Origin of the sequence: Mycobacterium sp. E740, assembly GCF_001672895.1 — a bacterium.
Lineage (GTDB): Bacteria > Actinomycetota > Actinomycetes > Mycobacteriales > Mycobacteriaceae > Mycobacterium.
The window spans coordinates 1-12,403 of the sequence record NZ_LZKP01000009.1; the positions used below are offsets into that span (position 1 = coordinate 1).

9 protein-coding genes are annotated in these 12,403 nt (G+C 66.3%); 2 read left to right on the top strand and 7 right to left on the bottom strand.

Going from position 1 to position 12,403, the window contains the following annotated elements; translation table 11 throughout:
* The 6 genes from A5663_RS00655 to A5663_RS00680 all read right to left on the bottom strand — a co-directional run.
* A partial coding sequence (locus A5663_RS00655; RefSeq protein WP_369816569.1) for an adenine phosphoribosyltransferase occupies window positions 1-471 on the bottom strand: 471 nt, incomplete at its 3' end.
* Between the two features lie 41 nt (window positions 472-512).
* Entirely contained in the window at window positions 513-2,120 is a 1,608-nt protein-coding gene (locus A5663_RS00660; protein ID WP_068142988.1) for an ABC transporter substrate-binding protein, read from the bottom strand.
* 64 nt (window positions 2,121-2,184) lie between these two features.
* The gene (secF, locus tag A5663_RS00665; protein ID WP_369816570.1) at window positions 2,185-3,435 is read right to left on the bottom strand and encodes a protein translocase subunit SecF; all 1,251 of its coding nucleotides are present in this window, start codon (window positions 3,433-3,435) and stop codon (window positions 2,185-2,187) included.
* The gene (gene secD / locus A5663_RS00670; RefSeq protein ID WP_068142983.1) at window positions 3,432-5,231 is read right to left on the bottom strand and encodes a protein translocase subunit SecD; all 1,800 of its coding nucleotides are present in this window, start codon (window positions 5,229-5,231) and stop codon (window positions 3,432-3,434) included. The genes secF and secD overlap by 4 nt, the downstream gene beginning before the upstream one ends.
* Before the next feature lie 79 nt (window positions 5,232-5,310).
* A complete protein-coding gene (gene yajC, locus A5663_RS00675) occupies window positions 5,311-5,643 on the bottom strand; it encodes a preprotein translocase subunit YajC (protein WP_068142984.1) in 333 nt (110 codons plus the stop codon).
* Between the two features lie 183 nt (window positions 5,644-5,826).
* Window positions 5,827-6,132: a hypothetical protein gene (locus tag A5663_RS00680; RefSeq protein WP_068142985.1), complete on the bottom strand. Its 306-nt coding sequence runs from the start codon at window positions 6,130-6,132 to the stop codon at window positions 5,827-5,829.
* Window positions 6,133-6,440: 308 nt separating this feature from the next.
* Between A5663_RS00680 and A5663_RS00685 the strand changes: the two genes are divergently transcribed.
* Window positions 6,441-9,689 (top strand): LuxR C-terminal-related transcriptional regulator, encoded by a 3,249-nt coding sequence (locus A5663_RS00685; protein WP_082973869.1) that lies wholly within the window; start codon window positions 6,441-6,443, stop codon window positions 9,687-9,689.
* A gap of 16 nt (window positions 9,690-9,705) precedes the next feature.
* On the opposite strand, the gene A5663_RS00690 is transcribed toward A5663_RS00685, so the two are convergent.
* Window positions 9,706-10,422 carry a hypothetical protein gene (locus A5663_RS00690; RefSeq protein WP_068142989.1) on the bottom strand — a complete coding sequence of 239 codons (717 nt, stop codon included), beginning with the start codon at window positions 10,420-10,422 and terminating at the stop codon, window positions 9,706-9,708.
* A gap of 164 nt (window positions 10,423-10,586) precedes the next feature.
* Between A5663_RS00690 and A5663_RS00695 the strand changes: the two genes are divergently transcribed.
* Window positions 10,587-12,403, top strand: a 1,817-nt coding sequence (locus A5663_RS00695) for an AMP-binding protein (protein WP_156744230.1), incomplete at its 3' end; no start/stop codon positions are given.

Consider the following 12,403-nt stretch of genomic DNA (forward strand, 5'->3'; position numbering starts at 1 on the left):
TGGCAACGGCTCGAGTGCGCGCCGTCCGTCGAGCGCGGTCAGCTCGAGCAGCACCGCCGCCCCGGTCACCGACGCGCCGGCGTGTCGCAGCAACTTGACCGCCGCGGCAGCTGTCCCGCCGGTGGCCAGCACGTCGTCGATGATCAGCACGGAGCGCCCGGCGACGTCGAGTCCGTCGGCCGGGATCTCCAGCGTCGCGGTGCCGTATTCGAGCGAGTAGGTCTCGCTGTAGACCGGCGGCGGCAGCTTGCCGCCCTTGCGGATCGCCAGGACGCCCGTTCCCAGTCGCAGCGCGACCGCGGCGCCCAACAGGAAACCGCGCGCGTCGATTCCGGCCACCAGGTCAGCACCGGAAGCCGCTTCGGCGAGCGCGTCGGTGACCGCGGCCAAGCCGTGCGCGTCGGCCAACAGCGGTGTGAGGTCCTTGAACGCGACGCCCGGTTCGGGGAAGTCGGGCACCTCTCGCATCATCGCCGCGATCAGCGTCGAGATGGCCGGACCGGCCTGCTCGCTCACTGCTGGAGCACCCAGCGGTCCATGTTCCATCCCGCGCCCCACCGGGTCGGATTGCTGCTGACCGCGAACATCTTCTTCGATGTCAGGACCGTGCGCTGCTGACGGTACAGCGGCAACGTCGGCATATCCGCCCACAGGATCGGGCTGCCCTCGCCGAGCAGCCGGACCAGTTCCTTGGGGTCGTTGGTGACGGCCAGCGTCGCGACGACGCGATCGATCTGCGGGTTGGAGTAGCGCGGCAGGTTGTTGCCGTTGTCGGTGTGGAACTGATACGCGTCCATCGCCGACGAACCGGTCGACCCGCTGCCCGCGGCACCGCCGGTGCTGGCGACGAGCACATCGATCTCGTTGTTGCGCAACGACAATGGGCCGACGGCGTCGCCGCCGGCGTCCTGCACGGTGATGCCTGCCGGCGCGCATGCCTTGGCGATCGCCCCGATTGTCGCGGCGAGCCGGGCGTTGGGAGTCTGATAGCCGACTCGGACGGTCAGCGGCCGGCCGGTGAGCGCAGCCCGTGCCGCGTCCGGGTTCGCGGCGACGAACTGCCCCGCACCCGGGGCGGCCTCCGCCGAACTGAACGCGTCCTCCACGACCGGGTTGAGTCGCGAATTGGCGATGGGCACCTCGGCGTTGCGTGCGATGACGTCTCGCGGTGTGCACAACGCCAACGCCCGGCGAGCCGGCGGAGCACCCATGACGCCCTTTGGCGCGAAGATGAGCTGCTGGATGCCGGCCGAGGGGGCGTCGGTCCGCACGTAGTCGTCGGGCAGGTTCAGCGTGCCCGACGAACCCGCGGCCATGTCGACGACGTCGAAAGCACCCTGATTGACGCGCTCCTGGATGTCGGCGCCGCGCGGCCACACCTTCACGGTCTGGGTGACCGGCTTGGCGCCCCACCACTTGTCGTTGGCGACCAGCACGACAGCGCCCTCGTTCGTCACCGAGTCCAGCTTGTATGGCCCCGACGACGGAAACTTCTTCAGGTCGGCATCGGGTTTGAGCGTCCACCCGGTGTTCCACACCTGCGCGATGCGCTCCACTGCCGCGCCGTTGTTCTCGAGGATCGCCTTGGTTACGCCGCCGTCGCCGAGCCCGAGCTGATCGGCGATGACGTGCGACGGCATCATCGACGTCGCGGCGAACAGCTGACCGAAGTCGACGAACCCACGATCGGGGGCGAACGACACGCGTGCCTTCTTCTCGCCCGGCGTGCAGTCCACCGATGCGATGTCGCTGTACCCGGCGCGGTTGGCGGCGTCGAACGTCGGGAACCTGCCGGACTGCGACGCCCAGGCCAGTACGAGGTCGTCGCAGGTGATCGGTTTGCCGTCGGAATACACTGCGCTGGCGTTGATCTCGTAGTCGAGCACCAGCGGTTGCCTACCGACGACCGAGATGGTGCCGAAGTCGTGGTCGCCGACGATCTGGCCGTCGGGCCCGTGGTAGTTGAATCCCGTCAGTACCCGCGCGAACGCCTGCGGGCCGCCCGAAGCGGCGCCTGCGACGGTGTTGGTGTTGTAGGTGGTCAGCGTCCCGTCGACCGCGTAGTCGACGTTGTCGGCCGGGCTGGGCGTGCACGCCGATACCAGCGCCACGGCCAGCATCACAATGGCCGCCGGCACGCCGCAGCGCCATGCCGAAGCCGCCCGTTCGCCGCCGATCATCTCGCTACCGCCGCCGGGTGTCGCGCTTACCCGACGGGCGACCGGTCCGGCTGGTGGTCGGGCGCACCGGCCGTGCGCCGGGGGCGGGTTTGTCCGGCGGCGGCGCGGTGCTGGCCTGCGCGGTGGCGCCGACGGGCTCCTGCTCGTCGGCGATGTCGGCCACGCGCGCCGAGGCGCCCTTGCGACGGTTCATCACTCGGCGCGTGTGCTTGCGCACAAGTTCGGTGCGTTCTCGCAACGAGACGAGCAGCGGGGTGGCGAAGAAGATCGACGAGTAGGTACCGACGATGACGCCGACCAGCTGCACCAGCGCGAGGTCCATCAGCGTGCCGACACCGAGCAGCCAGACCGCGACCACCATCAACGCCAGGATCGGCAGCACAGAGATGAGGCTGGTGTTGATCGAGCGCATGAAGGTCTGGTTGACGGCGAGGTTGGCCTGCTCGGCGAAGGTGCGTCGGGTCGTGTGCTCGAAGCCGTGGGTGTTCTCCTCGACCTTGTCGAACACGATGACCGTGTCGTACAGCGAGAAACCGAGAATCGTGAGCAGGCCGATCACGGTCGCCGGGGTGACCTCGAACCCGACGATGGAGTACACACCGGCCGTCACCACCAGGTCGAACACCAGCGTGGCCAACGCGGCGATCGCCATGTAGCGCTCGTAGCGCACGGTGATGTAGATGGCCGCCAGCACCAGGAACACGACCAGCGCGATCAACGCCTTCTGGGTGATCTGGCCACCCCATGTTTCTGAGACCGCCGAGTCGCTGATGGCCTGCTTGCTCGGCTGGCCGTCGGCGCCCTTTGGCTTGAACGCGTCGAAGAGCGCGGTCCGGAGCTGCTCGGTTTCGTCGTTGTCCAGATGCTCAGAACGGATCTGCACCGTGGCCGATGCGCCACTGCCGACGATGACCACCGATTCCGGGCTCTTGCCCAAAGTCGAGCTGAACACGTCTTCGACCTGCTGGGTGGTCACGGTGCCCGACTCCGTCGCGGTCGGCATCGACACCTTGGTGCCGCCCTCGAAGTCGATGCCGAACGTGAAGCCGCGCAGCAGCATGCTCGCCAGGCAGAGCGCCACGATCAGGCCGCTGACGGCGTACCAGAGCTTGCGCTTGCCGATGACCTCGAACGCACCCGTGCCGGTGTAGAGCCGCACAAAGAAGCCGTGCCGGGGGGTCACGGCGTCAAGATCCGGCGCCTCCACCGCAGTGGTCTGCTGTTCGTCGGAGGACTGTTTGGCCGCCATGGTTATTCCCGTCCCGTCGCGTGCGCGGCAGCTCGTCGCTCCCTGGCGATCTGTTGCACCGCACCGAGTCCGTTCAGCGAGGGCTTGGCCAGCGTCGGCGACTTCGACGCGATATACACCAGCGGCCACGTCACCAGGAAGACCACGACGACGTCGAGAACCGTTGTCAGCCCGAGCGTGAACGCGAAGCCCTTGACCTGCCCGACGGCGAGGATGTAAAGCACCACCGCGGCAAGCAGAGTCACCGCGTTGCCGGAGACGATGGTCTTGCGCGCTCGCGCCCAGCCGCGCGGAACGGCCGAGCGGAACGAACGGCCTTCGCGTATCTCGTCTTTGATGCGTTCGAAGAACACCACGAACGAGTCGGCCGTCATGCCGATGCCGATGATCAGACCGGCGATGCCGGCGAGGTCAAGCGTGTAGCCGATCCAGCGGCCGAGCAACACCAGGATCGCGTAAACCATTGCGCCCGAAGCGACCAGCGACAGCGCGGTCAGCACGCCCAACATCCGGTAGTAGAGCAGTGAGTACGCCAGCACCAGCGCCAACCCGACGGCACCGGCGATCAGGCCGGCCCGAAGCGACGACAAACCCAAAGTGGCGGAGACGGTTTCGGCTTCCGAAGACTCGAACGACAACGGCAGCGAACCGTATTTGAGCACGTTCGCCAGTTCCCGCGCCGTCTGCTGGGTGAAGTGGCCGGTGATCTGTGTACGTCCGCCCGGGATCGCCTCGCGGATTTCCGGGGCGCTCATCACCTTCGAGTCGAGCACGAACGCGGTCTGGGTGCCGACGTTGGCGGCGGTGAAGTCCGCCCAGGTCTTGGCGCCCTCGCTTTTGAATTGGACGTCAACGACGTACTCGCCGCGCTGCCGGTCCAGGCCGCTCGAGGCGTCCTGGATCTGCTCGCCGTTGATGATCGACTTGTCGAGTAGATACACCTCGGTGCCGTCGTCGGAGCAGGTGACAAGCGGAAGGTTCGGATCGTCGTTGCCGGCGAGGACGTCGTCCTCCTTGCAGCGGGTGGCTTGGAACTGCAGGGCCAGGATCTGGATCTGCTGGTCGGTGCTCTGGCGCAACTGCTTCTCGTCGGCGATGCGTTGCTGCAGCGGGACGTCCGCGGGTGACCGGGGCGTTTTCTGCGCCGGTGCGCCGGGTGCCGGTGACGGGGTCGGGGAACCGGGTGCCGGGGTCGGCGTGCCCGGTGCCGGAGCGGGCGACGGTGTCGGGGCCGGCTCCTGCGGATAGGGCCGTGGCTGCGGGGCGGCCGGGGCCGGCTGCTGACCGGCCGGAGTGGGTGGTTGCCCGTTCGGGGCGGGCGCAGCGGGGGCGCCTGGCGGCACCGGGCCGCCGGGCTGGGCCGGGCCGGCCGGTGGCGCGCCGGGCGGCGCTTCGGTCGGCGGCTGCTGGCCCGCGCCTTCGGCGGGGATGACGTGGATGACCGGCCGGATGTACAGGCGAGCCGTCTGCCCCAGGTTGCGGGCGTCACTGCTCTCGCTGCCGGGCACCGTGATAACGAGGTTGTTGCCGTCGATGATCACCTCGGACCCGGACACGCCGAGCCCGTTGACCCGGTCATTGATGATCTGCTGCGCCTGGTTCAGGGCGTCGCGGGTGGGCGGTGACCCGTCCGGGGTGCGTGCGGTCAGCGTGACGCGGGTGCCGCCCTGCAGGTCGATGCCGAGTTTCGGCTCAGGCTTCCTGTCGCCGGTCAGAAACACCAGAAGGTAGGCGCCGACGAGCAACACCAGGAACAGCGACAGGTAGCGGGCAGGGTGCACCGGCGGGGAAGACGATGCCACGTTTCCTCAGGTCTCCTCGAGATCGGTCCGTCAGCACCGCACAGATTACGGGCTACAGCTGTGTTGGCGGCCCTTGGACTCAGCCGTCGGTCTTGGCGTTCGGGCTTTCGGTGAGTTCGGTGGCCGCCGAATCCGACTCGACGTCATCGAAATCGTCGTCGGTGATGCGGTCGCGCACGGCGAGCTTCATCCAAGTGGTCACCACTCCGGGTGCGATCTCGAGTTGGACCTCGTCGTCGGTGATCGCGGTGATGGTTCCCACGAGACCCGACGTGGTGTGCACACGGTCCCCGATTTGGAGCGATTCGTGCAGGTCGATGGTGGCCTGCATGGCTTTCTTCTGGCGTCGCGATGCGAAGAACATGAAGGCACCCAGCGCGATGAGCAGGGGCAGGAAGACGACCAGATCCATGGCAACTATGTCTTTCGTTAGGTCTTGTGATCACGGGACGGCGACGGTCGCGTCGCGCACCATAAGAGACCAGTGTGCCATTGCGGCCATCGCCGGCGATCGGGCCGCTGAGGTTTGTCGCGATTTGTGGAGTCTTGGCGGCGCTCACCGCCGGTGCGGCTCCACGAATCGCGCGGCGGTGCCCTAGCGAGCGCCCGTTGTCAATGTGGCGACGAAGCGGTGAATGTCGTCGGCGGTGAGTTCGACGCCGTCGACCTCGAGGTCGATCAGGTGGGACAACAGGTCGTCGGTCGGCTTCCAGCAGCGCTCGGCGATCATGACATCCACGTACTGGTACAGCGCCTCTTCGTCGTGCGGTGTCAACGGGGCGGCGGCCCATCGGGCGAACATCGGCCAGTCCTCACGAGGGAAGCCGAACGCCTCGCACACCGCTGCAGCCATGTTCTGGCGCGCGGCGATTGAGTCAGTGATGCCAGGCCTGTCGGTCATCTCGCCTCTCCTAAAAGTCGTCTTCCTCGACTATCCGGCGCGATCCAGCACGAATCATCAGCTCAATGGCGCATTTGCAGAGGTAATTAGATAGCCAGGCTATCTTCTAGGCGGGCGGCTTTCAGTCATCCAGCTCACAGCAGTGCGGTGAGACTCGTCCCATCGGACAGGAAATAGGGCCTAAGTCACCAGCACACCGCGGCGTCTGCGCTCAACGCGACGACAACTGCGCCATTAGGCGGATGTTTCACCGATGTCGATCGCCCCATGCTGGCACCATGAGCACAGCTGAGTGGACCGAGGTTGACATGGCCGAACTGCTTCCGACGGGAACGGTCACGCTGCTACTCGCCGATGTCGAGGGTTCGACTCAGCTGTGGGAAACACAGTCCGCTGTGATGACCGAAGCCATCGCAAAACTCGACGCCACCGTCGACACCCTCGTCGCTGCTCACGCCGGCGTGCGCCCGGTAGAGCAAGGCGAGGGCGACAGCTTCGTCGTGGCCTTTTCACGCGCCGGCGATGCGGTGGCATGTGCGCTCGCTCTACAGCGCGCGGATCTCGGGCCGATCAGGTTGCGGATCGGTCTGCACACAGGCGAAGTTCAGTTACGCGACGAAAGCAACTACGCCGGACGCACGATCAACAAGACGGCTCGACTACGGGATCTGGCGCACGGTGGCCAGACTGTGATGTCCAGCGTCACCGAAGAACTCGTCGAAGACCAGCTCCCCGAATGCACTTGGCTGACCGATCTCGGTAGTCACGCCCTACGCGACCTGCCCAAGCCGGTGCGAGTCGCGCAGCTCTGCCACTCCGAGCTTCAGAACGCTTTCCCGCCCCTGCGCACCTCGTACAGCGCTACGACGAAAAACCTTCCGATGCAGCTGACGACGTTCGTCGGACGCGGATCACAAATCCAGGAGATCAGTGCCCTCTTGGAGCAGAACCGCCTGGTGACATTGAGCGGAGCAGGCGGTGCGGGTAAGACGCGACTCGCCGTCGAAGTCGCGGGAAAGGTCGCGTCTCGCTTTCCCGACGGCGTCTGGTACGCAGACCTGGCGCCGGTGACCCATCCAGAAGTGGTTCCAGTCGCCGTATCTCGGGCGCTCGGTTTGCCTGACCAGCCGGGCCGCTCGATCAGCAGCACACTGCACAGCTACGTCCGCGACCGCCGAATTCTGCTGGTGCTGGACAACTGCGAGCACCTGCTGGAAGCCTGCGCTGCTTTCGTCGACGACTTGTTGGCCAACTGCTCCACGGTGGCGGTGCTGGCGACCAGCCGCGAGCCGCTATTGGTTACCGGAGAAGTGAACTGGACCGTGCCGTCTCTATCCATTGACGACGAGGCCATCGAGCTCTTCACCGACCGGGCACGTCGAGCCCGGCCGAACTTTGCGGTCACCGACGACAATGCGGTGATCGTCACTGAGATCTGCCGTCGTCTCGATGGCATGCCGTTGGCCATCGAGCTTGCAGCGGCGCGCGTCCGGGCGTTGTCGCTCGACGACATCGCCGACAGTTTGCACGACCGGTTCCGGCTGCTGACAGGCGGAGCGCGAACCGCGGTGAGGCGTCAACAGACCCTCCGCGCTTCGGTGGACTGGTCCCATGCGCTGTTGACCGAACCCGAACGTGTTCTGTTCCGCCGCCTCGCCGTCTTCATGGGCGGGTTCAGTCTCACTGCGGCGCAGGCTGTCGGGGGAACCACGGACGTGGAGCGCTTTCAAGTGCTCGACGAGCTGAGTCTGCTCGTCGACAAGTCCCTCGTCATCCCGGAGAACGACAGGGGCGCAACGCGTTACAGACTCCTCGAGACGGTCCGGCAGTACGCGCTGGAGAAGCTCGGCGAATCCGACGAAGCAGCGGACGTGCGGGAGCGGCACTGCGCCCACTACACCATGATGGCGAGTCGCTTGGACACACCCGCACGCGACGACTACGAGCATCTCATCGAGCAGGCAGAACTCGATATCGACAACCTGCGGTCAGCGTTCACCTGGAGTCATGAGAACGGCTACCAGGCAAGGGTTCTCGAGCTGGCATCATCACTTCAACCCCTGTGGCTGACTCGCGGCCGCCTCGTCGAGGGGCTGGCGTGGCTCGAAGCCGCACTCGCCGCTCTCGATGAGCGTGAATACGAATGCCCGCCCGCAATCCGTGCTCGAGCGCTCGCCGATAAGGCGGTGTTGAGCTCATGGATCGACATCAGCGCCAGCCTCGACCAAGCCCTCGAGGCGTTGGAAATCGCGCGCACGGTCGACGATCCCGCGCTGACAACCAGAGCGCTCACCGCATGCGCCTGTATCACCGCGCACGACCCTGAACTGTCGACGCCATACTTCGACGAGGCGACCGCTATGGCCCGGGCGCTCGGCGATTCATGGCGGCTGAGCCTGTTGCTCAGCCGTCGGGCATATGGAGCGTTCATGGCAGGCGAGGTCGTCTCGGTAGGTCCGTTCGCCACGGAGGGATATCAGATCGCGGAGGCGATCGGCGACCGCTTCAATGCACGGCAGTGCCGATGGGTGCTCATCAACATCCAGGCCATTCGAGGCGATCTGACAGGTGCTATTGCACAGAACGCAGATTTCGTCGCCGACGCCACATCGGCGCATGACCCCGTCGACTCCGCGATCGGCCTGATGAGCGAAGCAACCCTGCGCGCCTGGAGCGGCGACGGTGGACGCGCTCGTACCGCAGGAATGGCAGCGTTGGAAGCCAGCCAGTCGATGGCGGGAGTCTTCGACCAAGGCGCCTTGGTCATGATCGGCACGGCCTGTCTGGCAGATGGAGACTGCGCCGCTGCATGGGAGGCGGCGCAGGACGCGCTGCGTGCGCGGATGAATCCGCCGGCCGAAATGACCAACAGAGTGTTTTTAGGGCAGATCGGCTTGGCGTGTGCAGAGAAAGCCGCCGCCCTCCGATGGCTGGACGAGGCGGTTCCCACCCTCACAGGCTGGTGGTTGTCGATGGCACTGACGACGCGCGCCCGCATTCATCTCTTTGCGGGCACTGTCGAGGTAGCCGAAGCCGACGCCTTCGAAGCGCTGGCGATCGCGGCGAAGGTCGAGGGTCGGTTGCTCATCCCCGACATACTCGAGTGCATCGGGGGTCTGGCATGTCACGCCGGCCGTCATCGTGACGCAGCGCGACATTGCGGCGCAGCAGATGCCGCGCGTCGACGAATGGGCCTCGTGCGGTTCAAGGCATTCGACACGGCGCAGGAAGATTTGGTAAATGAAATCCGAAATGTATTGGGAGCCGACGAGTTCGAGGTTGCCTGGGCTGAAGGCACCGCTATGTCAACCGATGAAGCCGTCGCCTATGCACTGCGCGGCCGCGGGGAACGCAAACGACCGTCCTGTGGTTGGGACGCGTTGACTCCGACCGAACTACAGATCGCAGGCCTGGTCCGGGATGGCCTGTCGAACAAAGACATCGCCACGCGCATGTTCGTCTCGCCGCGCACCGTGCAGTCGCACCTGCGCCACGTCTACGACAAGCTGGATCTCAGGTCCAGGGTTCAACTCGCCCAAGAGGCCAGCCGCCACTGAGCGCAATCGAATCAGGTCAGCGGTGCGCGAGACGATCGCCGCCGTGGCCGCGCGACCGGAACATGTCTCGCCAGCTGCGGCGGTGTGGCTGCGAAGCCTCGGCGGTGGGGCCGATGACCTCGGTCTTCTGCTCCGCCATCACGGGTTGGCCCGCCGTCGTAGTGGTGCGCTCCTCCGGCACCGCCGTCTCGGCAACAGCAGGAGCCGGGCGCTCGGCGACAGCGTCCGCCGCGACCGGATCCGCCCACTCCACGTCGCGCACGCTTCGCACCGAGATGCGTCCAAGCGCGGCCGCGCCCAGGAAGACGATCAACGCGCCGAGCCCGTAGAAGTACGTCAACTCCAGCGCGACGTGCTTGGCCTCCGTCGCCGCCAGCGGCACGCCCGCGTCGCCGAGGCCGAGTGGGCCGGCCAGCGCGCGCCCGACGACGAACCAGGCCCCGCCCGCCACCGCGAGCCAACCGCCGAGCATCGCGGTTGCGCGGTTGCGCGACATCAGCAGCAGCAGGCCGCCCAGCGCCGTCACCGCCCCGGGCAGGACTTCGAGCCAGCCTCGGCCGGTCGTCCAGGTCCAGGCCCGATCGGGGCTGTACGCGAAATCGAACAGCGGGCCCACAAAGGGAATCAGCGCACCCCAGGCGCCCAACAAGATCAACAGGAATCCGCTCATGGCGCCGCGGCTGCGGGGCATCCGCATCCGTCCACCTCGGGGCCGTACACGTGTATCGGTCATCATGCCTCCTAGGACGTGGGCTGATTACCCAGGTTGACGGTGGCGTAACCCGTACTCACAGCGAATTGCCAGCGGAGGCTGGAATACTATTAGTTTTACTAACGATGTTCTTGACGGGTGCGACGAAGCGCTCCTCAATACCTGATTGTTCGAAGGATTTAATAATGACGTCTGATTCGCCTGAAGCACGGCTGGCACACCGCACCTCCGACTTGTTCGCCACCGATCCGCAGTTCGCCGCTGCGCGCCCTGATGACTACGTCGCGCGAGCCATCGAAGCCCCCGAGCTGACGCTCCCGCAGGTGCTTCGAACCGTCTTCGACGGCTACGCCGACCGCCCCGCACTCGGACAGCGCGCCGTCGAATTCGTCATCGACGCCGATACCGGACGGACGTCGGCGCAGCTACTCCCCCGGTTCGACACGCTCACCTACCGAGAACTGTCCGACCGCGTCGTGGCGGTCGCCGCCGCGCTGTCACATGGGGGTGTCCGGCCCGGTGACCGTGTTGCCATCCTGGGCTTCACCAGCATCGACTACACGACCGTCGACATGGCGCTGCTGCACCTGGGTGCGGTGTCCGTGCCGTTGCAGACCAGCGCGCCGGTCGCCCAGCTGCAGCCCATCGTTGCCGAGACGGAGCCGGTCGCCGTCGTGTCGAGCGTCGACTTCCTCGGCGACGCAGTCGAGCTCATGGTCAGCGGCCATCTGCCGCAGCGGCTGGTCGTCTTCGACTACCACGCGGAAGTCGACGACCACCGAGCCGCGCTGGATGCGGCAACGGCCCGGCTGGCCGATCCCGTCGTGGTCGAGACGCTGTCCGACGTCCTCGCCCACGGCCGTTCGCTGCCCGCTCCTGACGCCTACAACTCCGGCGACGACAACGAGCTCGCGCTGCTGATCTACACCTCGGGCAGCACCGGAACCCCGAAGGGCGCGATGTACCCGCGCAGGATGGTCCTCGGGTCGTGGCGCAGGTCCAGCATGGCCATGTGGGGCGGTGGACAAGCGCTTCCCTCGATCACGTTGAACTTCATGCCGATGAGCCACATGATGGGCCGCGGCATCCTCTACGCCACACTCGGCGCCGGCGGTACCGGGTATTTCGTTGCCAGGAGCGATCTTTCGACGTTCCTCGACGATCTCACGCTGGTGCGTCCCACCCAGTTGAATTTCGTCCCGCGAATCTGGGACATGATCTTCGGCCAGTTCCAGAGCGAGGTCGACCGGCGGGCCGCCGACGGCGCCGACCGCTGGGCCGCAGAAACCGATGTGCTGGCCGACCTCCGCCAGAACCTGCTCGGTGGCCGGTTCGTGTCCGCGATGACGGGGTCCGCGCCGATCTCGGCCGAAATGAAGACGTTCGTCGAGTCGCTGCTCGATCTGCATCTGACCGACGGCTACGGATCCACCGAAGCCGGTGCGGTTTTCGTCGACGGACAGGTGTCGCGGCCACCGGTCATCGACTACAAGCTCGCCGATGTGCCCGAACTCGGCTACTTCCGCACCGACCGGCCCCATCCGCGCGGAGAGCTCCTGCTCAAGTCCGAGACCCTGTTTCCCGGGTACTACAAGCGCCCGGAGACCACGGCCGACGTGTTCGACGCGGATGGCTACTACAAGACCGGTGACATCGTGGCCGAGCTGGGCCCTGACCACCTCGCCTACCTCGACCGGCGCAACAACGTGCTCAAACTGTCCCAGGGCGAGTTCGTCACTGTCTCGAAACTCGAAGCCGCGTTCGGCGACAGCCCGCTCGTGCGCCAGATCTACGTCTACGGCAACAGCGCTCGCTCATACCTGCTGGCCGTCATCGTGCCCACCGCGGATGCGCTCGACCGATACGACGGCGAGGCGCTCAAGGCAGCGCTCAGCGAGTCGCTGCAGGACGTTGCGCGATCCGCCGATCTGCAGTCCTACGAGATCCCGCGCGATTTCCTCGTCGAGACAACGCCGTTCACGTTGGAGAACGGCTTGCGCTC

What these genes read in the sequence shown, in the direction of transcription:
- A5663_RS00690 (WP_068142989.1), bottom strand. Translation starts at nt 10,422, where the DNA reads ATGACCGATACACGTGTACGGCCCCGAGGTGGACGGATGCGGATGCCC.
- A5663_RS00680 (WP_068142985.1), bottom strand. Translation starts at nt 6,132, where the DNA reads ATGACCGACAGGCCTGGCATCACTGACTCAATCGCCGCGCGCCAGAAC.
- yajC (WP_068142984.1), bottom strand. Translation starts at nt 5,643, where the DNA reads ATGGATCTGGTCGTCTTCCTGCCCCTGCTCATCGCGCTGGGTGCCTTC.
- A5663_RS00685 (WP_082973869.1), top strand. Translation starts at nt 6,441, where the DNA reads ATGGCCGAACTGCTTCCGACGGGAACGGTCACGCTGCTACTCGCCGAT.
- A5663_RS00660 (WP_068142988.1), bottom strand. Translation starts at nt 2,120, where the DNA reads ATGCTGGCCGTGGCGCTGGTATCGGCGTGCACGCCCAGCCCGGCCGAC.